The organism is Nocardia higoensis, assembly GCF_015477835.1.
In the GTDB taxonomy this organism is placed as follows: domain Bacteria; phylum Actinomycetota; class Actinomycetes; order Mycobacteriales; family Mycobacteriaceae; genus Nocardia; species Nocardia higoensis_A.
In genome coordinates, this window is the sequence record NZ_JADLQN010000001.1 from 2,001,188 (window position 1) to 2,025,962 (window position 24,775).

General features: G+C 69.3%; 22 protein-coding genes. 5 read left to right on the top strand and 17 right to left on the bottom strand.

From position 1 onward, the window contains the following. Positions 1-94 precede the first annotated feature (94 nt). A complete protein-coding gene (gene tsf, locus IU449_RS09040; RefSeq protein ID WP_195001409.1) occupies positions 95-922 on the bottom strand; it encodes a translation elongation factor Ts in 828 nt (275 codons plus the stop codon). Positions 923-1,027: 105 nt separating this feature from the next. Next, positions 1,028-1,894 carry a 30S ribosomal protein S2 gene (gene rpsB / locus IU449_RS09045; protein WP_195001410.1) on the bottom strand — a complete coding sequence of 289 codons (867 nt, stop codon included), beginning with the start codon at positions 1,892-1,894 and terminating at the stop codon, positions 1,028-1,030. Between the two features lie 758 nt (positions 1,895-2,652). Between rpsB and IU449_RS09050 the strand changes: the two genes are divergently transcribed. Continuing rightward, positions 2,653-3,189 (top strand): M23 family metallopeptidase, encoded by a 537-nt coding sequence (locus tag IU449_RS09050; protein WP_324188143.1) that lies wholly within the window; start codon positions 2,653-2,655, stop codon positions 3,187-3,189. Positions 3,190-3,319: 130 nt separating this feature from the next. Then, the gene (locus tag IU449_RS09055) at positions 3,320-4,042 is read left to right on the top strand and encodes a GAF and ANTAR domain-containing protein (protein WP_195001411.1); all 723 of its coding nucleotides are present in this window, start codon (positions 3,320-3,322) and stop codon (positions 4,040-4,042) included. Positions 4,043-4,085: 43 nt separating this feature from the next. On the opposite strand, the gene IU449_RS09060 is transcribed toward IU449_RS09055, so the two are convergent. The 5 genes from IU449_RS09060 to IU449_RS09080 form a co-directional block, all read right to left on the bottom strand. Continuing rightward, on the bottom strand, positions 4,086-6,026 hold the full coding sequence (locus IU449_RS09060; RefSeq protein WP_195002430.1) for an alkyl sulfatase dimerization domain-containing protein: 1,941 nt from the start codon (positions 6,024-6,026) through the stop codon (positions 4,086-4,088). 345 nt (positions 6,027-6,371) lie between these two features. Next, complete coding sequence (locus IU449_RS09065) at positions 6,372-7,136, bottom strand: acetoacetate decarboxylase family protein (protein ID WP_228803840.1); 765 nt, start codon at positions 7,134-7,136, stop codon at positions 6,372-6,374. Positions 7,137-7,183: 47 nt separating this feature from the next. Beyond that, complete coding sequence (locus IU449_RS09070; protein ID WP_195001412.1) at positions 7,184-8,107, bottom strand: tyrosine recombinase XerC; 924 nt, start codon at positions 8,105-8,107, stop codon at positions 7,184-7,186. A 716-nt stretch (positions 8,108-8,823) separates the two neighbouring features. Next, entirely contained in the window at positions 8,824-10,092 is a 1,269-nt protein-coding gene (locus tag IU449_RS09075; RefSeq protein WP_195001413.1) for a lipase family protein, read from the bottom strand. A 218-nt stretch (positions 10,093-10,310) separates the two neighbouring features. Continuing rightward, the gene (locus IU449_RS09080) at positions 10,311-10,466 is read right to left on the bottom strand and encodes a hypothetical protein (protein WP_195001414.1); all 156 of its coding nucleotides are present in this window, start codon (positions 10,464-10,466) and stop codon (positions 10,311-10,313) included. Positions 10,467-10,587: 121 nt separating this feature from the next. Here IU449_RS09080 and IU449_RS09085 point away from each other — a divergent pair, with 121 nt between their 5' ends. Next, complete coding sequence (locus tag IU449_RS09085; protein ID WP_195001415.1) at positions 10,588-11,175, top strand: TetR/AcrR family transcriptional regulator; 588 nt, start codon at positions 10,588-10,590, stop codon at positions 11,173-11,175. Further along, entirely contained in the window at positions 11,172-12,098 is a 927-nt protein-coding gene (locus IU449_RS09090; RefSeq protein WP_195001416.1) for an alpha/beta fold hydrolase, read from the top strand. Before IU449_RS09085 ends, IU449_RS09090 begins: the two co-directional genes overlap by 4 nt. Before the next feature lie 113 nt (positions 12,099-12,211). On the opposite strand, the gene dprA is transcribed toward IU449_RS09090, so the two are convergent. From dprA to IU449_RS09140, 10 genes are all read right to left on the bottom strand, one after another. Continuing rightward, positions 12,212-13,387, bottom strand: a complete 1,176-nt coding sequence (gene dprA / locus IU449_RS09095) for a DNA-processing protein DprA (protein WP_324188237.1) — start codon at positions 13,385-13,387, stop codon at positions 12,212-12,214. A 581-nt stretch (positions 13,388-13,968) separates the two neighbouring features. Then, the gene (locus IU449_RS09100; protein ID WP_195001418.1) at positions 13,969-15,477 is read right to left on the bottom strand and encodes a YifB family Mg chelatase-like AAA ATPase; all 1,509 of its coding nucleotides are present in this window, start codon (positions 15,475-15,477) and stop codon (positions 13,969-13,971) included. Then, positions 15,477-15,842: a YraN family protein gene (locus IU449_RS09105; protein WP_195001419.1), complete on the bottom strand. Its 366-nt coding sequence runs from the start codon at positions 15,840-15,842 to the stop codon at positions 15,477-15,479. The genes IU449_RS09100 and IU449_RS09105 overlap by 1 nt, the downstream gene beginning before the upstream one ends. Positions 15,843-15,932: 90 nt before the next feature. Then, positions 15,933-16,238, bottom strand: a complete 306-nt coding sequence (locus tag IU449_RS09110) for a DUF2469 domain-containing protein (RefSeq protein WP_011210678.1) — start codon at positions 16,236-16,238, stop codon at positions 15,933-15,935. A gap of 46 nt (positions 16,239-16,284) precedes the next feature. After that, a complete protein-coding gene (locus tag IU449_RS09115; RefSeq protein WP_195002432.1) occupies positions 16,285-17,031 on the bottom strand; it encodes a ribonuclease HII in 747 nt (248 codons plus the stop codon). Between the two features lie 33 nt (positions 17,032-17,064). After that, a complete protein-coding gene (gene lepB, locus IU449_RS09120) occupies positions 17,065-17,847 on the bottom strand; it encodes a signal peptidase I (protein WP_324188144.1) in 783 nt (260 codons plus the stop codon). Positions 17,848-17,930: 83 nt separating this feature from the next. Beyond that, entirely contained in the window at positions 17,931-18,272 is a 342-nt protein-coding gene (gene rplS, locus IU449_RS09125) for a 50S ribosomal protein L19 (RefSeq protein WP_011210681.1), read from the bottom strand. 175 nt (positions 18,273-18,447) lie between these two features. Next, positions 18,448-19,410, bottom strand: a complete 963-nt coding sequence (locus tag IU449_RS09130) for a hypothetical protein (RefSeq protein ID WP_228803842.1) — start codon at positions 19,408-19,410, stop codon at positions 18,448-18,450. A gap of 44 nt (positions 19,411-19,454) precedes the next feature. Continuing rightward, complete coding sequence (locus IU449_RS09135; protein ID WP_195002434.1) at positions 19,455-21,803, bottom strand: Tex family protein; 2,349 nt, start codon at positions 21,801-21,803, stop codon at positions 19,455-19,457. A 222-nt stretch (positions 21,804-22,025) separates the two neighbouring features. Continuing rightward, the gene (locus tag IU449_RS09140; RefSeq protein ID WP_195002435.1) at positions 22,026-23,690 is read right to left on the bottom strand and encodes an AMP-binding protein; all 1,665 of its coding nucleotides are present in this window, start codon (positions 23,688-23,690) and stop codon (positions 22,026-22,028) included. Positions 23,691-23,783: 93 nt separating this feature from the next. Between IU449_RS09140 and IU449_RS09145 the strand changes: the two genes are divergently transcribed. Next, entirely contained in the window at positions 23,784-24,641 is an 858-nt protein-coding gene (locus tag IU449_RS09145) for a helix-turn-helix transcriptional regulator (RefSeq protein WP_195001420.1), read from the top strand. Positions 24,642-24,775: the final 134 nt, after the last annotated feature.

Consider the following 24,775-nt stretch of genomic DNA (forward strand, 5'->3'; position numbering starts at 1 on the left):
GCAGACCCCCGGGAAAGCCGGGAAAGGCGCCAGGACGGCGAACGGCCCCCCACGCGAGTGTGCTACTCGCGCGAGGGGCCGTCTCGTGGTCAGGTCAGGCCTGGCCGACCTCGAAGCGGGCGAAGCGGGTGATGGTGGCACCGGCCTCCTCCAACTGCTGCTTGACGGTCTTCTTGCTGTCGGTGACCGACGACTGCTCCAGCAGGACGACGTCCTTGAAGAAGCCGTTGACACGGCCTTCGGTGATCTTCGCCAGCGCGGCTTCGGGCTTGCCCTCTTCGCGAGCGGTCTGCTCGGCGATGCGGCGCTCGTTCTCCACGATGTCGGCCGGAACCTCGTCACGACTGACGTACTTGGCCCTGAGCGCGGCGACCTGCATGGCGGCGGCACGAGCGGCCTCGGCCGCGGCGTCGCCCTCGCCCTGGAACTCGACCAGCACGCCGACGGCAGGCGGCAGATCCGAGGCCCGCTTGTGCAGGTAGGTGGCGACCGGGCCGTCCAGCGAGACCACCCGGCGCAGCTCGAGCTTCTCGCCGATCTTGGCGGCCAGCTCCTGCAGGGCGGAGTCGGCGGTGCGACCGTCGCCCAGGTCCAGCGCCTTGAGGGCGTCCAGATCACCGGGCTTGGCAGCGGCGGCCACGGTGACGATCTGGTCGGCGAGCGCCTGGAATTCGGCGTTCTTGGCGACGAAGTCGGTCTCGGAGTTGATCTCGACCATCACGCCTTCCTTGGCCGCGACCAGGCCCTCGGCGGTGGTGCGCTCGGCGCGCTTGCCCACATCCTTGGCGCCCTTGATGCGCAGCAGCTCGACGGCCTTGTCGAAGTCACCGTCGGTCTCGGCCAGCGCGTTCTTGCAGTCCATCATTCCGGAGCCGGTCAGCTCGCGGAGCCGCTTCACATCGGCAGCGGTGTAGTTCGCCATCGGTGGCGAGCCTCCTCGTATGTGTTGGTCAGGTGGGAAAACCACCTTGCCGACCGCTCCTGAACGCAGAAGGGTCGGCAAGGTGAACTATCGGCGCCGAACGGCTCAGAAGTCGGCCGGGGTCTGCGCGGCCGGGGCCTCTTCGGCCGGAGCGGCGGCCTCGGCCGGAGCGGCTTCGGCAGCGGTCTCGGTGGCCGGGCTCGCCTGGGCCAGCAGCTCCTGCTCCCACTCGGCCAGCGGCTCACCCGCGCCCGCTTCGGGCTTGGCGTCGCCGGAGGCCAGACCCGCACGGGCCTGCACGCCCTCGGCCACCGCGGACGCGACGACCTTGGTCAGCAGAGCGGCGGAACGGATGGCGTCGTCGTTACCCGGGATCGGGTAGTCGACCAGGTCGGGATCGCAGTTGGTGTCCAGGATCGCGATGACCGGGATGTTCAGCTTGCGCGCTTCGCCGACGGCGATGTGCTCTTTGTTGGTGTCGACGACCCAGATGGCGGAGGGCACCTTCTGCATGTCGCGGATACCGCCGAGGGTGCGCTCCAGCTTGGTCATCTCACGCGTGAGCATGAGGATTTCCTTCTTGGTGCGACCCTCGAAGCCACCGGTCTGCTCCATCGCCTCGAGTTCCTTGAGGCGCTGCAGACGCTTGTGCACGGTGGAGAAGTTGGTGAGCATGCCGCCCAGCCAGCGCTGGTTCACGTAGGGCATGCCGACGCGGGTGGCCTCGGCCGCGATGGACTCCTGAGCCTGCTTCTTGGTGCCGACGAAAAGGACGGTGCCGCCGTGGGCGACGGTCTCCTTGACGAATTCGTAGGCCTTGTCGATGTAGGTCAGCGTCTGCTGCAGGTCGATGATGTAGATGCCGTTGCGGTCGGTGAAGATGAACCGCTTCATCTTCGGGTTCCAGCGCCGGGTCTGGTGTCCGAAGTGCGCGCCGCTGTCGAGCAGCTGCTTCATTGTTACGACAGCCATGGCTCTCGTATCTCTCTTTCGTTGCCGGTTGACGCAGGCGGTCGGTGACCGTCTGCCCTGACGCCGCCGCATCACCGTCAACCCGCTCGAGATTCGATCGGGACCAGCCGGCGATACCCTGCCCGCGGGCGTCACGCGAAACGAGGACACAGTGTGTTGGCTCGGATTCACGAACGACGCCGGTGGAACAAGCACGGGTGGCGCGCGAAGTCGGTTCATGCCGAGCACGAACCGCTCGATCAGTCTACGATCCTGATGGCCTCCGGAACGAATCGGGTCTGTCCACAGGCTCGAAGTTGTCCACAATCGGCTGGTCGGGCATTCCGGACGGACGCCATCGGCGGCAGGCTCGACGACATGTCACGACGGTCTTCCACGGTCCTGCTGCCACTGCCGCTGCTCCTCGCATCATCCCTGGCGGCGTACTACTTCGCCGCCCCGGCGAGTGCGGGCCCGCCCGGCCCGTCCTTCGCGGTCACACGTCCGGCTGTCGCCGTCTCGAGCACGTCGGCGCCGGGCCTGCTTCCGGCACGCCCGATTCGTTCGACCGGCACCCGAGCGCCGGTCGAGCGGCCGGAGGCCATCGGCTCTTCGGCCGAGCCGACCGGGCATCCTCCTCGCGGGTTGCTCCGCCGAGCGCCGCTGCCGACCGGGTCGGCGACGGCCCTCCCCGGCGTCGCCGCTGTGACGCCGAGGTGACCGATGGCTTCGCATCCCCTCTCCCTCCCCGAGGCCGTCGCCCGTCCGCGAATCTCCCCGTGCTCGTCGTCGTGCTGCTGGTCGCGGGGGCGGCGCTGGCGAGCGGAGGCGCCGCTTTCGCCGCGCCGACCGGGGAGTTCGACTGGCCGCTGCGACCGCGCCCCGCTGTCGAACGGCGTTTCGACAAGCCCGAACAGGACTGGCTGCCCGGGCACCGCGGCGTCGATCTCGCGGGCTCCGCGGGTCAGGCCGTGCTGGCAGCCGGGGACGGCATCGTCGCGTTCGCCGGAACAGTGGCGGGCAGACCGGTGGTCTCGGTCGATCACGAGGGCGGGCTCCGCACCACCTACGAACCTGTCGCCGCGGCGGTGGCCGTCGGCGAACGGGTCGGGCGCGGCGCTGTCCTGGGCATCCTCGACGCCGGTCATGCGGGCTGCCCGGCACCTGCGTGCCTGCACTGGGGTCTGCGCCGAGAATCCGGGCGCCGCGGCCCGCCGGAATATCTGGATCCGCTCGGCCTGCTCCGGCTCGCCCCGCTGCGCTTGCTGCCACTCGAGGACCAGCGGAGTCGCAACAGGTCATCGGCGGGCAGATGAGTGCCCGGCATTCGCCCGTCGACTCCACTGCTCCCCCGGTGCGACGATCGAGCCACAGGTTCCACCCCGGACCGGCGCCACATCGCCCGATACCGCCGACCAGCACCGCCGACAAGCTCAGGAGAACGACATGGGAGCGTCCGCACCGCTGCTGGAAGTGCTCGTGCGATCCGTCGACACCCTCGTCGGCGACTTCGATGTCGTGGAACTCGCGCAGCAACTGGTCGACTCCTGCGTCGCACTCACCGACGGGGCCGATGCCGGCTTGTTCGTCGGCAATCATCTCGGTGAGCTGCGCATGCTCGCCGCCACCGACGAACGGGCTCGCGCTCTGGTCGAGGCCGTCGACGGCCCTGCCCGGCACACCTACTCCACCGGCGCGCCGGCGGTGGTCGACGACATCGCCGCCGCGGCGGTCGTGTGGCCGGACTTCGCCACCCACGCAAGCCACCGGGGGTACCGCTCGGTCTACGCGCTGCCCCTGCGCCTGCGCAGCGACACCCTCGGGGCCCTCGCCGTCCTCGGCGACGGGCCGAAGGCGCTCAACCGCGCGCAACTACGCGCCGGCCAGACTCTCGCCGACCTCGCCGCCATCGGCGTCGCCCAGCACGTCCTGCGCCCCCGCGTCGAACCGATACAGGACCGCTTGCCCGTCGCGCTCAACGACAGGGCCACGGTGGAACACGCCAAAGCCCTGCTCGCCGAGCATGGCGGCCTCGACCACGCCGAGGCCTTCGCGCGCCTACGGGCCCATGCGCTGCGCACCGGACGCCGCTTGGCCGAGCTCGCGGGCGGCATCGTCTCCGGCAACATCGACGCGGGCACCGTCCTCACAGTCCCGGCCCGTCGCTGAACATGCTTCGTGTCGGCAACGCGCCGCCCGCGTCCCGGAATCACTAGGGTGTGACGATCGCGAAGTCCGGATCGGGTGTGTCGAGAACCGCGACCAGCGACGCGAGCTTGGTGGGGTCGCCGTCGATCGCGATCTCACCGGCGCCGACCACGACGCCGAAATCGTCGCCGGCGAGCAGGACCCGCACCAGGGCGGCACGCGAGAGGGTGAAGGTCGCGTCGGCGTCGGGCAGCGAGCCGTCCACGGGGCGTTCGTAGTGGGTGAGCACGCCGTTGCCCAGTTCGACGCGATGGACGCGATCGGTGTCGGTGATCCGCCAGTCGGTCACCATGCGCTGGTCCCAGGCCTTCGGACCGTCCACCCGGAGCGCGACCGAATCGAGTACCTGTTCGACGCTCATGGTGAGCGGCGCGATCGGGGAGCCGGCGGGAGTGGGGGTGCCGAAGATGCCGTAGCGCAGTTCGTAGGCGCCGCTGAGATAGATATTGCGCCGGGTGGCCTCCGCCGAGCCGTAGGCGAGCTGCTCGAAGGCGCTCGCCTGCAGATGCCTGGCCTCCTCGTCGGCCGGGTCGGCGAAGACCACGTAACCGGCGACCTGGGCCACCCAGCGGTAGTCACCGGCGTCGTAGGACTCGCGCGCCTTGCGCAGCACCTCCTCGGCGCCACCCATGAATTCGACGTGCCTGCGCGCCGCCTCGACCGGCGGGTGTTCCCACAGATGCGCCGGGTTACCGTCGAACCAGCCCAGGTAGTGCTGATGGACCGCCTTGATGTGATGACCGATCGCACCGGCACCGCCGCGCGCCGGGCCGACATGCTCGAGAGCGGGTGGCAGTTCGAGCCGTTCGGCGATCTCCGTACCGACGTAGCCGAGATCGAGCAGACGCACGGTCTGGTCGTGCAGATATCCGTAGAGATCCCGATGCAGGGCCAGTGTTTCCGCGACCCGGTCGGCGCCCCAGGTCGGCCAGAGATGGGCGGCCAGGAGCACGTCCGAGGAGGAAGCGAACCGGTTGATCGTCTCGGTGAGCCTGCGCGCCCGCTCCTTCGTGGCATCGCTGTGCGCACCGGCCGACGGAAGATCCGTCATCGGATGATCGAGGCCTTCGGCCAGATACAACGCCCGATGGGCGGGCAGGTGGATGTTCATCGCGGCGGGCCCGTTCGCGCCGGAGATGATCTGGAAGACCAACGGCACGCCGTCGAGAACCTCTCGATGCCCGGTGGCCGGGATCTCGACGGTCGGCGGGAGCAGGGCCACGACGCCGCGCGAGGTGGTCTGGCCGAGCCCGGCACCGACGCTGCCGAGCGGTCCACGGGGCAGCACCGCGCCGGCCCCGTAGGCGGCGCGGCGGGCGGCGGCGGTGCCCGCGTATCCGCTCACGGCGAGCGCGTGGGTACGGAAGCCGGTGGGTGCGAGCACCGGACAACAGCCCGCGAGCACCTCGTCCTCGGTGACGACCCCCGGGCCGCCACCGAAGTGATCGACTCGCGCGTGCGTGTAGACCAGACCGGTGACGGGACGATCGCCACGGTGTTCCCGGTAGAGCGCCAGAGCGGCTGCGGCGGTCTCCACCGACATCAGCGCATCGATCACCACGACACCGCGGTTCCCCTCGACCAGCGTCATATTGGACAGGTCCAGACCCCGCACCTGGTAGATCCCCTCGGCGACCCGGAACAGTCCTTGCCTGGCGGCGAGCCCGGCCCGGCGCCACAGCGTCGGATGCACCGATGGCGGACACGGTTCCCGCAGGAACCTGTAGGAGTCGCTGTCCCACACGACGGTGCCGTCGGCGGTGGCGACCACACCCGGCTCCCGGGCGGCGACGAATCCGCGGTCGGCATCCGCCTCGTCGCGGTGACCGAGGTCGCCGGGGCCGTGATCGCCGGGGCGAGGATCGTGGACGTCGGACTCGGCGGCGCAGGCCGCGCGCCGGTTGGCGGCGACGACCGCCGGGCTCGGATCGGCCGCTGTGCTCATATCCATCGGTGACCTCCTGGCAACCATAACGGCCCGCGGCGCCGGACCCGGCTGTCGCCGCCGTGCGCGGCCATGCCAGGACGCCGGATGACTACGCTCCTTCGACGGGAAACCACTGAAAGCAAACTCTCCGCAACGCCAGGCTAGCGGCGGTCGCCGTAGCCGTCCACGAGCCGCGCTGGCTCGATGTCACGGCTGCGACCGCGTCACGCAACGAGTGAGTCCCGCCGAGCCGGAGCAGGACATCGCAGGCCCGCGCGGCCGGATCCGACGTTGGACGACACCCGCGCGATGGATATGGGAGAGAACGTCTTTCGAGCCGCTGGCGGCCACCGAAGCGCTGGACTAGACGACCACCGCGTCCCCGAAAATCATTGACAGATTCTCCACCGACGACGTGGAGATCGCGCGACGGGGCAGCCCGAGCGAGGCCAGCTCGCCCGCCCAGGGATGATCGCCGAGGATCAGATCCGCGCCACCGAGGCGCGCCCGCATGCCGGCCGGAGCCATCTCCCACCGAGTGCACCGGGTGACGCCCTCTATGTGAGAGTAGGCATCGAACGAGGCGCCCGCGCCGGCGCGCATCGGCGTCGGCAGCCCCGGCCGCACGGTGAGGTCGACCACCAGCGAGTCGTTCTGACGCAGGCGGCCGTGCCGGATTCCCCGATGGGTGACGTCGAATTCCGCGAGTTCCTTCGGAAACCCCCATATCCCGCGCCCGGCGGCGAGAGTGAACTCGCCATCCACCGGCAGCCGGTGGATGAACACCCCGGCGGAGCCTTCGAGCAGCGAACGCAGGTCGGCGATTCCCGACCCCGAGGGCGCGGTGTGATGACCGACCATGACCGACACACCGAACTCGTGATACGGCCCGAGATCACCGTCCACGTATTGCACGAAGACCAGCGTGCACAACGCGCGTCCGCCGGGCAGCCGCAGCGCCCGCAGCCCGGAGTAGTCGATCAGCCGCTGCGCCTCGGTCACGGGCACGAGATAGGTCGCCATGAAAGCGTGCGCGGTCCGAATGCGCACCGGCATCGTGATCCGCGTGCCGAGCACGTCGTGGGTACTCACCGGCCCGCCCGCACCGTGTCCGGCATCTGCCACCATGTGCCCATCCTCCCGAGAACTGAAACCTGTTCCAACAGTAGCGTCGGTCAGGCGCGTGGATGGGCTTGATCGTGCACCTTCTTCAACCGCTCGATGGATACGTGCGTATAGAGCTGGGTGGTCGCCAAGCTGCTGTGACCGAGCAGTTCCTGCACCACCCGCAGGTCGGCGCCACCTTCCAGCAGGTGGGTGGCCGCGCTGTGGCGCAAGCCGTGCGGCCCGAGGTCGGGCGCACCGGGAATCGCGGCCACCACGTCGTGCACGACCGCTCGCGCCTGCCGCGGGTCGAGCCGCCGTCCGCGTCTGCCGATCAGCAGAGCCCGCCCCGACTCCGCTGTCGCGAATGCCGGCCGACCGCGCCGCAGCCACTGCTCTACCGCCTGGTCCGCGGGCGCGCCGAATGGCGTGGAACGCTCTCTGCCGCCCTTACCCAGTACCCGGACCAGCCGCCTCTCCCGGTCGACATCGTCGATGTCCAGACCACACAATTCGCTCACCCGGATGCCGGTGGCGTAGAGCATCTCGACGATCAACCGGTCCCGCAATGCCATCGGATCCTCCTGTCTCGCACCGGATTCCGCGGCATCCATGACCGCCACCGCCTGCTGTCCGCCCAGCACGGCCGGCAAGGTGCGATGCGCTTTCGGTGAGGCGAGCCGCAGCCCCGGATCATGGTCCAGCCGCCCGGTCCCGGCCAGCCACGCGGTGAACGTCCGCGCCGACGACGCCCGGCGCGCCAGCGTGGTCCGTGCCGCGCCGCCGGCGGACAGCTCGGCCAGCCACGACCGCAACAAGGTCAGATCCAGCTCTCCGATCGCCGAATCCGCCGACCGCGCATACAGATGCCCGAGCAGCGCCCGCGCGTCACCCACATACGCCCGGACCGTGTGCTCCGAACGGTTACGCCCGAGCCGCAGATGCCGCGCGAACTCCTCCAACAATGCCGACAGATCCTCCGGCAAACCTTCCATGCCCTCACGGTCGCGCGCACCGCCTCCTCCCGCAAGTCCCCGCGCCGCACCGCCGCCGACCCGCTCACAGCCGCCCCGCCGCAGACCGTTCCCAGCCACACCTTCGACCAGCCCACCCGCACCGCCCCGCCACCGGGCCGATCACAACCACACCGCCCGACCAACCCACCCGAGCCACATGTCTGTTCGCTCATGACCCCGCTACCGGCCGACCCGCAGCCACACTGCGCCTCGCCGCGGTTGTGGCCCCGAGTTGCCGCGGTGCCCGTCACCGGGCCTTTGCCCCAGCAGCGAGTTCCTGCGCCGCTCCTCGGCTCGACCACCGTCGACGTGCCCGCGGGCGGCGTCCGCGTTCAGCGCGCTCGGTACCCCAGATCACCCCACCGGAGCGGGAGCACTTACACGCGAATCCACCGGACGACACGGTGCACGCGACCGCTCCGACACTCACCGGCCACCGTGATGCGCCTGCTGCGCGACCACGACCAGAACATGCTCACCGCCGCGGCGGCGACCACCCCACCACACTCGGGGTGATCGGCGTGAGCACGGCGAAGACCCTCGAGACAACACCGGTCCCGCCTGGTAAACGGCAGCCCGGTTCCTCGACGGGACTTCCCGGGAGAACCGGTGGCCAGGTCGTCGCCGTGAAGGATGTCAGGCCACTGTGAACGGCCGGTGCGATGCCGCGTCCTGTCGGTTCGGTTTTGCCTCGCTCAGCGGGTGCAGGTGCTCGGCGCAGGGGCGTCGGCGAGGCGTTGGGTCATCCAGTCGAGGGCGCGGGCGGTGGCCAGGGGGTAGACCAGTACGTGGACGGTACTGGTTCCGGGCAGGATCGCCGGTACCTCGGAGGCCTTGTCGAGGTGGACGGCGACGCCTTTGGCGCACCAGTCGGTAGCAAGCTGCTCGACCGACTGGTGCGGCACGATGTCGTCGGCGGTGTTGGACACCATCAGCACAGGCGCGTTCGGGGTGAGAGCGCCGATGTCTTGTTGAGCGAGCAGCTCGCGCAGGACCGGATTGCCGGTGATGGCGGACGATATCGTCTCGCCGGTGTGTGTCCAGGCCCGCGAGTCGAGCAGGCCGTAACGGGCGATGCTCTCGCTGTCACATTGGGTTGCTGATTCTTGCAGCCAGGTCTGCCCGGCCGGGCTCAGGATGTTCTGGATCTCGGGTCCGGCCTGTGGATAATCCGCGGCGAGGCCGTTGAGTGCCCAGGCGATGTATCCCTTGGCGACACTGGCGTCCAGCGTAGTCAGCAGCTGCGCCAGGTCTGCGGGCGGCGCGCCGGCGAAGGTACCGCGCACGTCCAGTTCGGGGGCGTATCGCGGCTGTAGTTCGGCAGCTGCGGCTGCGGCGCCCCCACCTTGGGAGTATCCCCAGATCCCGATGGGCGCGGTGGGGGTGATTGTGGTGGCGGGCAGATTCTTCGCGGCGCGCGCGGCGTCGAGAACCGCGTGTGCGGTGGCTGCGCGGTTGAGCCAGTCGTGCACTGCGGGAGTGCCCAGGCCGTGGTAGTCGGTGACCACCACCGCGAACCCGCGTGCGGCGAGCAGCTCGATTGTGGGTACTTCGTAGCCGGCGGCGAGCCCGAGCGGTGGGGTGTAGCCCAGCAGCGATCCGGCTGTTTTGGAGGGCGCGCACGTGTCGCCTTGGCCCTGGGTGCCCACGGCCAAGGTGATCAGCGGCCTCTCGCCGGGCCCGGTCCAGTCGGTGGTGGGCTCGAGGTAGAAGCCGCTGACTGCGATCGGGTTGCCGTGGGTGTCGTTGCTGCGGTACAGGATCCGTGTCGCGTGGCCGGGAAGCGGCCCGTCGGCGCTGGGGATCGACAGCGCCATAGGCAGTGGTTCTGTGCGTAACACATCGCCCGGCGCGGTGGCGCTCAGATCGGCGGGCACATCGTAGAAGTCTTCCGGGGTGGCGTTTGCCGGTGGTGTCTGGACTCCGCACAGCAAGGCCGCGATCGCCGCGACCGATCCCGCCATCGCCCTCGCTCGAGTGCGTTCGACTCCTTTTGGTCGTGGAGAAGGCTGCGACCAAAAGAGGTGTGAGCTTGTCGCCGATGAAGCGGGGGCTGTGGGCGGGAAGGTCGACATCGGAGGCTCCGTCGTTGGAGTGGTGGGCTAATGCGTGGTGGCAGGCCGAGCAGCACGGTCTCGGTGCGGGTCGATCGGTCGGGGCAGCCGCGTGAGCGGGCCGGTGACTACCTGGCTTGCAGAAACTGTCCGGCGTGCACGGCGGTGCCGAACCCTTCGGCGAAGAGACCGTATTCGTAGAACACGTCGTCGGCGAGGACGGTGGCCGCGACGGCGTGGTCGTTACGGTTGATCATGCGGTCGGGCCCATCGAGGCCGGGCATGAGTGATCCGGCGTCGGCGTAGACAGTTGATAGCGAGTAACTGCCCCAGGACGGTGCGACATCAGACCCTTCGATACTGGCAAGTATTGAAATTTGGATACTGGCGAGTATCGTCAGGCTGGTGACCACAGTCAACCCCCGAATCCGCACCCCACGTGCCGAAGTACGGGAAAGAGTCCTGGAAGCGGCTCTGTCCGAGTTCGTCGGCAAAGGATTCGCCGGCACCACGATCGACGCGATCGCCGAGGTCGCGGGCTTCACCAAGGGCGCCGTCTACTCCAATTTCGGTTCCAAAGACGACTTGTTCTTCGCGTTGCTCGACCAGCAGGTCAGTCGCCGGATCGAGGCGGTCACCGCGCTGGCCGACGCCGCTGCCACACGTCCCACGTTCGCAGCGATCGGCGAACTCTTGATGCAGGGCCTGCGCGACAACCGGGACTGGCAGCTGCTGTTCACCGAATACTGGCTGCGCGCTCTCCGAGACGAGGCAGTCCACGAGAGATTCGTGCGACACCGCCGCACCGTCCGGGCCGCGGTCGCCGAGGCTGTCCAGCGCTTGGACCTGGGAACCGAGATCGACCCCGCCACGACCGCGGTGCTGGTGCTGGCGCTCAACAGCGGCCTGTCGATCGAGGAATTCACCGAACCCGGCGTCGTACCGGCAGACCTGTTCGGCGCGGTCCTGCAAGCCGTCATCGCACCGCGATGACAGCGATCCCGCGACGTGCCGGACGTGGTGGCGCCGCGCCGGTGCGCACCGCGATCGGGGAACTGCTCACGATCGGATCCCACGAACTGCATATCCGGCAAGACGGGCCTGCAGACGCCGAACCTCTGCTGCTCGTGCACGGTTTCATGGAATCGCTGCACTGGTGGGACCGGCTCACGCCCTTGCTGAGCGACACCTACCGCGTCATCCGGGTCGATCTGGCCGGCTACGGATGCACCCGTGCCGCCACCGGGTTCGACGCGAGCTCCCAAGCCGCGCTCCTGGAAGCGGCTCTGGACAGTCTCGAACTCTCCGACCTCACCGCCGTCGGGCACTCCTGGGGCGCCGATCACGTCCTGTCTTTGGCCGAACGCTCCGATCGAGTTGCCAGAATCGTGGTCATCGGCCAAGCGCCCGACTGCAGCGACTTGCCGATACCGGCGATCGCACGCCTGCTGGGCTTCGAAGCCATGGACCCGATAGTCGCTCTAGCGCACCGGCTTGTGCCGGAACCGGTCTTCCGCCGCATCATCGCGCACGCGTTCGCCGAGGGATTCGATCTGACGACCTTGGACAACCCCGCACAGCTGTACGCCGATTACAAAGCCATGTCACCGCGAATGTTTCGCGCAGCTGCCCTGGACCGCCCGAAAGCACTCACGCTACGACCTCTCGACGCCCGAGTACGCGAGCTCGCCCGTCCGACACTGGTAATCCACGGACAGCGAGACCGCATGTTCGACTGCGCGAGGGCCATCGCCCGATACGCCGCCGTCGGCGCCCGCACCGAAGTAATCCCCGACGCAGGGCACTCACCGCAGGTCGAAACACCACACCACGTCGCCGCTCTCATACGAGACTTCTGCGGTGGGCTACCACTGAAGATGACTTCGAGCATCACTGAAGGCGACTTCGAAATCTGACAACGGCCCCTTCGACGGCTCGGTCACGCCAACCTAACACGCCACACCCGCCGGTATCGAACGAATGTGCTAACCCACCTCGAACGGCGGAGCCTGCGCACCGCACATCTCGGTCACGACCGGGCAGATCTACGCCAACCGGCGTCCTCGGGGACGGCGAGACCCGCCAGTTCGAGGGCGACCAGCGCCGCGCGTACCGCCGCGATCGCGAGTTCGGTGCGGACAGCCAGATCGGCGGGTGAACATCCGCCCGAAGCGGGCAGTGCGGTGTACACCGTCGCTTCGTCCCCGATGAGCTGATCCCCCGCGACCGTTCCGGCTGCCCCGTTCGCGGCCCGAGCAGTCATGTCAGGCACGGACAACCGCAGAGGGCCCGCTTCGGCGATCACCTCCTCGACGCGAGTGACGAGGTGCGCTTCTCCCTCCCGGATCATGTGATGGCAGCCCGCGGACGCGGCTGAGGAGACCGGGCCGGGGACGGCGAGCGCGGGGCGGCCGAGCCGACGGGCCCACTTGACGGTGTTGCGAGCGCCGCTGCGCATCCCCGCTTCCACGACGAGCACACCGTCGGCCAGCGCCGCGACCAGTCGATTACGGGCGAGGAAACAGTGCTTACGGGCGACGGCGCCCGGTGGGTACTCGCTGACCACCAGACCGGTTTCGGCGATCTGGGAGAGCAGGCGGTCGTGTTGGGCCGGGTAGGGACGATCCACTCCGCAGGCGAGCACCGCGACGGTGGGGCCACCGACAGCCAGTGCCGCGCGATGCGCCATCGCGTCGATGCCGAAGGCGGCGCCCGAGACGACGGTCCATCCCCGCGCGGCCAGCCCACCGACGATCTCGCCGGTCACGTGCTCGCCGTAGCCGGTGCTGCATCGCGCGCCCACCACCGCGAGCGCGCGCTCGCTGATGTCGAGCAACGAACGCGGACCACGCACCCACAGCACCAGCGGAACCGCGCTGTCCGGATCCCGCCCGGCCTCCAGCTGCCCCAAGCCCAACATCCGCCATGCGGGCCACTCCGCGTCGTCGGGCGTCACCACCCGGCCACCGAGGCGCCGCACAACCTCCAGATCGGCTTCGGCCCGGTCGATGTCGCGCCGCGCACGGACCGCCCCGCCGAACGCGTCCGGCAACTCCCGCTCGCGGACCGCTCGTGCGGCCTCGAGCACGCCCACCGCCGCGATCAACGCCGACAGCGGCGCACAAGGCCCCTGGGCGACACGCGACAGGTACACCCAGGCCAGCCGCCGCCGCTCGTCGTCGGACCGGGCCCCGGAATCATGCACCACATGACGCAGGAGATGTTGTCGACGGCGGTCGTCGGGTGCGGTGAGCGCGCGTTCTTCGACCACCGCGCCGCTCGACGCCACCTCCGCCGGACGACCGGTCGAAGATTCGCCTGCGCCGATGCCGGATCCGGCATCGGGGTGGCCGGGCTCGACGTCTCCCTGCGCCGCCGAGCCGCGGCCGTATCCCGCTCCCTCACCGGTGACCTCGTCCGCGTTCACCGGCGCCGGAAAACCGGAAACCTCTTGTCGCGCGGCCGCATCCGAGACCACACTCGAACCGCGTGCGCCGAGTACACAGCCGAGATCCACAGAACCGCCGGCGTTCGGCCCACCGACCGCACTCGATTCACGAACTCCGCTCGGACCCTCGACACCTCCAGCACCCACGGCTGCGGCCTCGGCACCTCGTGCGACCTCGATGTCGCCGGGTTCGCGAACTACACGGCTGTTGCGCACCGCGCTCGTTCGATGTGCCCGTCCGATGCCGGGCACATCGCAGATTACCTCGGGCACAATCACTTTCCCTTCGGTTTCGCCGACATCCACCGAGATTTCCGGCGTGTCTTTCCCCGGCCGTGTCATTGCGCGCTCCGGCGGCGAAAGTTCAACGCCAGCATCACGTCTCGCGCCGAGGGCAACGTGCCACCGCCCAGGTCGCTGATCGTCCAGGCGACGCGGATCGCGCGATCTGCGCCGCGCGCGGAAAGCCTGCCCATCCGGACGGCCGCTTCCAACGGGGCGATGGCGTCCGGGGGCAACGGAAACCTCCGCCGCAGAACATGCCCCGGTACCTCGGCATTGAGACGCCAGCCGTCGGCACGCCAGCGCTCGGCGGCGGCCACTCGGGCGCGGGCCACCCGTTCGCGCACGGCGGCGCTGCTCTCGGCCGCCTCGGAAGTCAGCACCGGCCCGGTGTGACCGTGCATCCGTACCCACAGGTCGATGCGATCCATCAGTGGTCCGGACAGTTTGCCGAGATAGCGGCGCCGTGCCAGCGGCGGGCAGACACAGTCGATGTCGCGTGCGGGAGCGCACGGGCACGGATTGGCCGCCAGCACCAGCTGGAACCGTGCCGGATAGCGCGCCACCCCGTCACGCCGGGCGATGCGCACCTCCCCCTCCTCCAAGGGGGTGCGCATGGCTTCGAGCACCTTGGTACCGACTTCGGCGCATTCGTCGAGGAACAACACACCGCGATGCGCGCGACTGACCGCACCGGGCCGCGCCGTGCCCGACCCGCCGCCGATCATGGCGGTGACCGAGGTGGAGTGATGCGGCGCGACGAAGGGCGGCACCGTCACCAGTGGATGCTCGCCGGACAGGGCCCCCGCCATGGAGTGGATGGCGGTCACCTCCAGCGACTCGGCGTCGGTGAGCGGCGGAAGCAGACCGGGAAGACGTTGGGCCAGCATGGTTTTGCCGATGCCGGGCGGACCGGTGAGCAACAGATGGTGACCACCCGCGGCGGCGACCTCCAGTGCCCAGCGGGCCTCCTCCTGCCCCACCACTTCGCTCAGATCACCAGGCGGGACCGTCATGTCCGGCAGCAGACCCTCCGGTTCGGCGAGTGTGCCCTCTCCCCGCAGCCAGGCCACGAATTCGCGCAGGCTGCTCACACCGAGCACCTCGATACCGCGCACCAGCCCCGCTTCGGCCAGCGCTTCGCGCGGCACCACCACGGTCGCACAGCCCGCGCGGCGTGCGGTCAACACCGCGGGCAGGACACCGCGCACCCGACGCACCCGCCCGTCGAGGGCGAGTTCGCCCAGCAACACCGTCTTCGCGAGCTTGGTCGCCGGTACCGCGTCGGCGGCGTCGAGGACCGAGGCGGCCAGGGCGAGGTCGTAGACACTGCCCAGTTTCGGCAGGGTGGCCGGGCTCAGCGCGAGAACGACCCGGCCGTCCGGCCACTTCTCCCCCGAGTTCGCCACCGCCGCGCGCACCCTGTCCCTGGACTCGGAGAGCGCGGTGTCGGGCAGGCCGACCAGATGCACCGAGGGCAGTCCCTGGCCGATGTCGGCCTCGATCTCGACCAACTGCCCGTCCACGCCGGCGACCGCGACCGAATGAGCTCGCCCGAGCGCCATCAGAAGACCGCCTGGAGATGATCGATGACCGGGCCTCGCCCCGGTGTCATCAGCACCGACACCACGTCGAAGCGGATGTGCCGCCACGGGCCGTCCTGTTCGGCCAGCCAGAGCAGGGCGAGCCGACGGATGCGTTGCCGCTTGCTGAACGTGACGGCTTCGGCGGGCGTGCCGTAGGCCAGCCCGCGGCGTGTCTTCACCTCCACGAAGACGGTGGTCGTCGCGTCCTGCGCGATCAGATCCAGCTCGCCGTATCGGCACCGCCAGTTCCGCGCGACGATCTCCAAGCCCGCGTCCCGCAGGAACCGGGCCGCCAGTTCTTCCCCTCGTGCGCCGAGCGCCTGTTTGTCTCCCACGCGGCCCATCGTGGCCGTATCCGGCATGGGCGCCCGGAGCGCGACCTGGGCTCACGCACCACCCTGTGGACTACCGGGCGGCTGTGCACAACTGCCCGGCTATTCGGGAAGCCGCAGGTCCGGCTTCTCCAACTCCTCGATGTTGACGTCCTTGAACGTGATCACCCGGACGTGCTTGACGAAGCGGGCGGGTCGGTACATGTCCCAGACCCAGGCATCGCTCATACGCACTTCGAAGTACACCTCGCCGTCGGCGTTCTGCGGACGCAGCTCGACGGAATTGGCCAGGTAGAAGCGACGCTCGGTCTCCACCACGTACGAGAACTGACCGACGATGTCCTTGTACTCGCGATACAGCGAGAGCTCCATCTCGGTTTCGTACTTCTCGAGGTCCTCGGCACTCATCGGGTGGGACGTCCTCCTTCTCGGCGCACTGCGTCGTATTCGACAATCATCCCGCATGCGCCGATTCGGCAGCCACCCGGCTGCCCTCCTCGGCACCGTCGGCGAGCACCCGACCCGCGTGGTCGACCGCGGCGCCGGGCCGCGTCGATCCCCGTTCGTCGCGTACATTGCGCCAGGATCTGCGGTGCTCGGGACAGGGACCGAGTCGCTTCAACGCCGCGATGTGCTCGGATGTGTTGTAGCCCTTGTGGGCCGCGAAACCATACCCCGGATGGCGGCGGTCCAATTCGATCATGATCCGGTCCCGGGTGACCTTGGCGAGGATGCTGGCGGCCGCGATGCAGGCCGCGGTCGCGTCCCCGCCGATCACCGGCAGGGAGGGCACCGCGAGCCCGGGCACCCGGAAACCGTCGGTGAGGACATAGCCCGGCCGCTGTCGCAGGCCCGCCACCGCGCGGCGCATGCCCTCGATGTTGGCCACGTGGATACCGATCGCGTCGACCTCCGCGGCCGGGATCACCACGACCTCGTAGGCCAGCGCCAGCCTGGTGATCACCGGGAACAACCGCTCACGCGTCGCCTCGGTGAGTTTCTTGGAGTCGTCGAGGTCGGCCAGCCGGTCGTAGGCCTTGGGCGCGAGCAGACAGGAGGCGACCACCAGCGGTCCGGCGCACGGCCCGCGTCCCGCCTCGTCCACCCCGGCCACCGGGCCGAGCCCGCCGCGGATCAGCGCCGCTTCCAGCGTGCGCAAACCACCCGCCTTGCGCATCACCATGCGCGGCGGCCACCCCATTCGTACTGTCACTCTTCGATCCTCCCCCGCCGATCAGTTCGCCTGCGGGTCCTCGGATCGGATCGGTCCGATCCGGCCGGGCGGCCAGATCTTGAACACCGCTTTGCCGCGCACATTGTCGATCGGCACGGTGCCCTGCCACTCGTCTCCCACATGCGCGCGCGAGTCCGCGGACTGGTTGCGGTTGTCGCCCATCACCCACAGATGGCCTTCGGGCACGACGACCGGGCCGAACACCCGGCCGGATGGGTAGGAGGCGTTCTGCTGGCCGGGAAGCCAGCGGAAATCGTTCTCCACATACGGCTCGACCAGCGCCTTGCCATCGACCATCACCCGCCCCTCGGCGTCACAGCACTGGACGGTCTGACCGCCGACCGCGATGACCCGTTTGACCAGATCGTTCTCGTCCGGCGGGACGAGTCCGAAGTAGGAGAGGAAGTTCTGCAGGCCGCGTACCACCGCGTTGTCCGAGCGGATCGACTGGTAGCGGGTGTTCCACGATTCCGGACCGACGAAGACCACCACGTCACCCGGCTGCGGGTCGCTGCTGTAGTAGCTGATCTTCTGCACGTAGATGCGATCGCCGATCTGCAGTGTCTCCTCCATCGACTGCGAGGGGATCACATACGGACGGCCGACGAAGGTGACCATCAACGCCGCGATGACGGCGGCGATCACGATGAGGACCGGTAGCTCCTGCCAGAACGGCCGTTGCGGCTTGGCTTTGCGCTTCGCATTGCGGCGGCCACGGCGCCTGCCGCCCGCGCCTTCATCGTCCGAATCGGACACTCGCACCGATCCACTCTCGTCTGCCACGCCGAACAGACTAGCCCGGCACCGGAACGTACGTCCGATGCCGGGCCAGTCGAAGATCAGTTGTGCCCCGCGAGGGCGAGCGCTCAGCGCTTCTCCTTGATCTTGGCCGCCTTACCGCGCAGGTCGCGCAGGTAGTACAGCTTCGCGCGGCGGACATCACCGCGGGTCACGACGTCGATGTGATCGATGTTGGGGCTGTGCACCGGGAAGGTGCGCTCGACGCCGACACCGAAGGACACCTTGCGCACGGTGAAGGTCTCGCGGATGCCACCACCCTGGCGACGGATCACGACGCCCTTGAAGACCTGGATGCGCTCCTTCGAGCCTTCGATGACCTTCACGTGCACGTTCAGGGTGTCGCCGGGACGGAAGTCCGGGACATCGCTGCGCAGCGACTTTTCGTCGACGAAGTCAAGGGTGTTCATTTTCATCCTTCTGGAGTTCGCGCGAACAGAGGACCCTGGCGGCACACGTGTGCGCGACCGGTTCATGCTCCGAATTAGGGGATGCCCCCGGGGTCGGGAAAAGCGCCCAGGGCAACCCGAGCATTGTGCCAGATCGGAGCGCCGCGGAGAAAATCGGGCCGCCCCGCACCCCAGCTCACGGACCGCGGCTCACGGTGGCGTCGGTCGTCGACTCGGCGTGCTCCCCTGTCCGTACACCGTCCCCGTCCGCCTCCTCGCCCGGCTCGTGGTGGCCCGTGCCGGGACGGTCCGCGATCCAGGAGAAGTGATGCCGGTGCGGCGAGGGCGGCGCAGGCACCACGGTGCGGCTGAGCTCGGCCTCGGCAGCCGTGCGGACATGCTCGACGTCGGGCTTGCCCGCGACCAGGTCCTGCACGAAGATCTTCGCCCGGATGACCGGCCTGCGGTAGCGACGTTCCCGCACGATCGCGCGCGCCATCAGTCGCCGCCGATCGCCGTAGCGCCACCGGGCCCACGGCGCGCCCGGCCTGCTCAACCGCAGCGCACCGACGAACAGCAGCGGTGGGAAGAACATCCCGAACAGGCCGGTCCAGATCTTGCCCTTGGCGATGACGATCGCGGCCATCGCCAGATTCGCCAGCGCGAACGCGACCGCCACCAGGTGCCCCCAGGTGCCCAGCGAGTCGCGGAAATCGTTGACCTCGAGCAACGAGAGTGGATGGAAGCCCAGCAACAGCAGACCGGTCACGGCCAGCGCGACGAAGACCGCGTCCACCGAGGTGCGACCTTGTTCCTCCCAGTAGACATCGCGCAGGTAGTAGATGAGCGCGAACTCGTCGAGCACCAGCGCCGCGCCGACCCCGAACCCGGCGGCCAGTGCCGCGGCGACCGGGGTACTCGCGTCCTCGAGGACCGCGACCATGCCGAGCCCGGAACCGAGGACGAGGACCACGCCGAACACCATGTGGTGGATGTGCACGTCACCGGCGCGCAGGTTGCCCGGCCACCAACGCACCTGCGCCCGGATCATCCGCACGCTGAGCCGGATGAACAGGAAGCCGAGCATGAACCCGAACAGGAAGCACAACAGCGGCAATCGGCCGGTCGCGATCACGTCCTCTTCGAGCCACCGTCGCATGACCGCCGATTCCTCCCCTCGTCGCCGGGTGCCCGGCTCCGGGGTCAGCTCCCGAAGCCGGCGCGGCGCAGAGCGTCTGCCATCGATCCGCTCGGCGCGGGCGCGGGCCGCTTGCCCTGATTGCCCTTCTGCTGCCGCCCCTGACCATTCTGCCGTTGTCCGCCGCCCGAAGCGGGCGAACCGCCGCGACGAGCGCCGTCGCGATTGCCACCGCGCTCGCTCTTGGCGGCGCCCGGCTCATCGTCCAAGCGCAGCGACAGCCCGATGCGCTGGCGCGCGACGTCGACCTCGAGCACCTTGACCTTGACGACGTCGCCGGACTTGACCACCTCGCGCGGGTCTTTGACGAACGAATGCGACATGGCCGAGACGTGCACGAGGCCGTCCTGGTGCACGCCGACATCGACGAACGCGCCGAAGGCCGCGACATTGGTGACCACGCCTTCGAGCACCATGCCCGGCTTCAGGTCGGCGACCTTCTCGACTCCCGCGGCGAATTCCGCGGTCTTGAACTCCGGGCGCGGGTCGCGGCCCGGCTTGTCGAGTTCGCTGATGATGTCGGTGACCGTCGGAACGCCGAACTTCTCGTCGGTGAAGTCCGCGGGACGCAGCGCGCGCAGGGCGCCGGTATTGCCGATCAGCTCGCTGACGTCGCGACCGGTGGATTCGATGATGCGCCGCACCACCGGGTAGGCCTCGGGGTGCACCGCGGAGCTGTCCAACGGGTCGTCACCGCCGCGGATACGCAGGAAGCCCGCGCACTGCTCGAATGCCTTGGGGCCCAGGCGCGGCACGTCGAGCAGCGCGGTCCGGGAACGGAACGGGCCGTTGCCGTCCCGGTGGGCGACGATGCTCTCGGCCACCGAGGTGGCGATGCCCGACACCCGCGACAACAAGGGCACCGAGGCGGTGTTGACGTCGACACCGACGGCGTTCACCGCGTCCTCGACGACCGCGCCGAGCGAGCGCGCCAGCAGTGTCTCGGACACGTCGTGCTGATACTGGCCGACCCCGATGGACTTCGGGTCGATCTTGACCAGCTCGGCCAGCGGGTCCTGCAGGCGCCGCGCGATCGAGACCGCGCCGCGCAGCGAGACGTCCAGCTCCGGCAGTTCCTGGGAGGCGTAGGCCGAGGCCGAGTACACCGACGCGCCTGCCTCGGAAACCACGATCTTGGTCGGCTTCTTCGCATCCTCGGTGGCGCCGATGCGCGCAATGAGCTCGGCGGCCAAGGCGTCGGTCTCGCGCGAGGCGGTCCCGTTGCCGATGGCGATCAGCTCGACACCGAAGCGCGCGACCAGCGCGCCGAGCACCGCCAGCGATTTCTCGGTCTGGCCCTGCGGTTTGTGTGGGTAGATCACCTCAGTGGCGACGACCTTGCCGGTGGCGTCGACGACGGCGACCTTCACACCGGTGCGGTAACCGGGATCCAGGCCCATCGTGGTCCTGGTACCGGCGGGTGCGGCGAGCAGCAGGTCGCGCAGGTTCGCGGCGAAGACGTCGACGGCGTCCTTCTCCGCGGCCTGACGCAGCCGCATCCTGGTGTCGATGCCGAGGCTGACCTGCAACTTGGTGCGCCACGCCCACCGCACGGTGTCCAGCAGCCAGGGGTCGGCCGGGCGGCCGCGGTCGGCGATACCGAACTTCGCCGCGATGCGGCCCTCGTAGATGCTGCGCCGACCGGGCTCGAGTTCCTCGGTATCCGGCTCGAGCTGCAGGCTCAGCACTTCCTCCTTCTCGCCGCGGAACAGCGCGAGCACACGGTGGGAGGGCAGCGAACTGAACGCTTCGCTGAATTCGAAGTAATCGGCGAACTTGGCGCCCGCCTCTTCCTTGCCCGGCCGCACCGAGGAGGTGAGCTGCCCGCGGTTCCACATCAGTTCACGCAGTTCGCCGACCAGATCGGCGTCCTCGGCGAACTTCTCGACCAGGATGGCGCGCGCGCCGTCGAGCTGCTCGGCGCTGTACTGTGCCGGGTCTGTGGCGGGATCGCCCAGCAGTGCCTCGGCCACGGGTTCGTGTCCGGCTTCGCGGGCGATCTGAGCCTTGGTGCGCCGCTTGGGCTTGTAGGGCAGGTAGATGTCCTCGAGGCGCGCCTTGGTCTCGGCCAGCAGCAGGCTGCGGTGCAGCTCGTCGTCGAGTTTGCCCTGCGCGCGAATGGATTCGATGATGGCCGCGCGGCGCTCGTCCAGCTCGCGCAGGTAGTGCAGGCGCTCGTCGAGCTGGCGCAGCTGGGCATCGTCGAGACCGTCGGTCGCCTCTTTGCGGTACCGGGCGATGAACGGCACCGTCGAGCCGGCGTCGAGCAGTTCCACCGCCGCGCGGACCTGGCTCTCGCGGACGCCGAGTTCCTCGGCGAGGCGTCTGCCGACACTCGCGGGGGCCGCGAGCACGGCCGTCGGTGCGGCGGCGGTCGTATCGGTGCTGTTCGTCTCTGAACCGGCGATCTCGGGCGCTGTCGTCACGAGCGGCAACACTAGCGGCTCACCCGCCGACGAGCTCGCCCCGCCTCGCGCGGGGGTGTCTGCTGTCTGCTCGGGTGGCAGACCGCGGCGCGGCCGGAAACCCGGCCGCGCTGGGACGATCCGTCACATTCTCGCCGATCGCGTCGGGTCTCAGCGGCCTTCGCGCTCGCGCAGGATGAAGCGCTGCACCTTGCCGCTGGGCGTCTTGGGCAGGCTGTCGACGAAATGTACCCGGCGCGGATAGGCGTGCGCGGCGAACTTGGTCTTGACCAGCCGCTGCAATTCCTCGGCGAGAGCGGCGTCGCCGCTCACCCCCGTGCGCAGCACGACGAACGCCTCGAGCACCTCACCGCGCAGTTCGTCGGGCAGGCCGACCACCGCCGCCTCGGCGACGTGCTCGTGCATCACCAGCACGCTCTCCACCTCGAACGGGCCGATGCGGTAGCCCGCCATGATGATGACGTCGTCGTCGCGGGAGGAGAAGTGGTAGAAGCCGTCGGCGTCGCGCGACCCCGCGTCACCGGTCAGGTACCACCGGCCGTCGGCGGTGAACCGCTGTGCCGTGCGTTCGGGCGCGTCGAGATAGCCCGCGAACCACATCAGCCGACTGCGCTCGGCGTCGATGGCCAGTCGCCCGACCACGCCGGGCCCGACCTCGACATCGGCGTCGTCGGCGAGCACCGAGCAGACCCAGCCGGGCAGCGGCCTGCCCATCGAGCCGATCGGCGCGACGGCGTCGAGGAGCTCGTGCCAGGCGTTGCAGATCACCATGCCGTGCTCGGTCTGGCCGTAGTGGTCGCGCACCGGCACACCGAGAGCACGCGCCGACCACGCCACCACATCGGGGGTGAGCGGTTCACCGGCCGAGGAAGCGCGGCGCAGGGCGATCCCGGCGGGTACGCCGGTGTCGCCGGAGCGCAGCGCCCGGTAGACCGTGGGCGCGGCGGCGAAGTTGGTGACGCCGAACCTCTCCAGCACCTGCAGGGTCAGGGCGGGCGAGAACGGGGCGTGCAGCAACAGGCTGCGGGTGCCCGAGGCGAGCGGCGCGAGAATCGCGTAGTACAGGCCGTAGGCCCAGCCGGGGTCGGCGGCGTTCCAGAACACGTCGTCGGGACGGACGTCGAGGGCGAACTCCTGGTAGGCGTGGAAGGACGCCAGCGCCCGCACCGGAATCGGCACTCCCTTCGGTGTGCCGGTGGTGCCGCTGGTGAACAGCTGCACCAGCAACCCGTCCCCGCCGACGGTGACCGCTTGGGCGCGCGGATCATCGGCGGTGTAGGCCTCGAGCAGCTCGGCGAGGGCCAGCGGCTCCCGTACCGCCAGATTCGGCGACGGCTGCCCGGACACGATCAGCCGCCACGGCACCTGTGCCGGGATGTCCTCGCCGGGCAGCAACTTGGCGGCCTGGTCCGCGTCGGAGATCACCACCGCGGTACGACTCGCCTCCAACCGCATCGCGATGGCGGGCGGCGCGAACGCCGTGAACAGCGGCACGTGCACCGCGCCGCGACGCCAGATGCCCAGCAGCGCGACCACCAGGTCCGCCGATTTCCCCATGAGAGTGGCGACCCGGTCGCCCGGGGCGACACCCATGCCTGCCAGCGCCGCGGCGAATCGGGCGGAGCGCTCGCGCAGCATGCCGTAGGTGAGGTCGGTCGAGGACAGATCGGATTCGATCACCGTGAAGGCGACAGCGTCGGCGGGATGCCGATCGCACAGCAACTCGGCAGCACATGCCTCGGGCCCGTCGTAGGTGCGCAGGAACTCGCGCACCCGCGTGTCGACGTCCACCAGCGCGTTCACGTCGATGGCCATTTCGGTCTCCTTCTCGATTTCACTGAACCCCACGTCGAATAGGATGTGGGTCTGATCACGTCGGCAACTACCCCCGAAAAGGGGTGACAACTCTTGACAGGCACCCCCCTGCTGCGTCCCCGCGACGGTGACGCGCTGCGCGCGGAGGTTCGCTGGGTCGCCCGGGAGACGGCCGCGCCGATCGTGTTCGGCGGCGAGATCCACGACGACACCCTGCTCCTCTCGGAGTTCGTCGGGACCAAGACCACCGGCCTGCGTGGGTTGCCGGTGTTGCGCAATTCCGGGCTGGGCGGGCGCGTCATGGACGTGGGACGTCCGATCTCGCTGGCCGACTACCGCAATGCCGCCTCGATCACCCACCACTACGACGAACCGGTCACCGGCGAGGGCATCCGTTCGGTGTTCGCGGTGCCGGTCATGGTCGGCGAGCAGTCCAGAGCGGTGCTCTACGCGGCCACCCGCGGCGGCCCGCTGGGCGATCGCACGGCCGAGCTGATGGTGCGTGCGAGCAGGCGCCTGGCCGGCGAGATCGCCGTCCGCGACGAAGTCGACCGCAGGCTGCGGATGCTGGACGTGCTGTCCCCGGCGCATACGGCGGGCCCGGAGATGCTCGAGGAACTGCGGGGCATCCACGCCGATCTGCGGGGACTGGCCTCGGTGGTGGGTGACGAACCGACCAGGCGACGTCTGTACGAGATGTCCGCGCGGCTCGTCCGGGTGCTCTCGGGCGAGCGCGCCGCGGACCCGTCGGCCGTGCCGACATTGTCGCGGCGCGAGCTGGACGTGCTCTCCGAAGTCGCCCTGGGATGCACGAACTCCGAAGTGGCCCGACGACTCTCGCTGCAGCCGGAGACCGTCAAGAGCTATCTGCGCAATGCCATGACCAAGCTCGACGCACACTCCCGGCACGAGGCCGTCGTCATCGCCCGCCGCCTCGGCCTGCTGATCTAGCCGACCTCGTGGGTGCCGTATCCGGCGCCGTCGTGCACAGCGCCCGAGTTGTCCACAACGGCGCAGCGGCCCGTTCCGCAGCTGTCGACGACCGTGCGATGATCGGTCCCGTCCGATTCCGGGAGGGGGAGTTT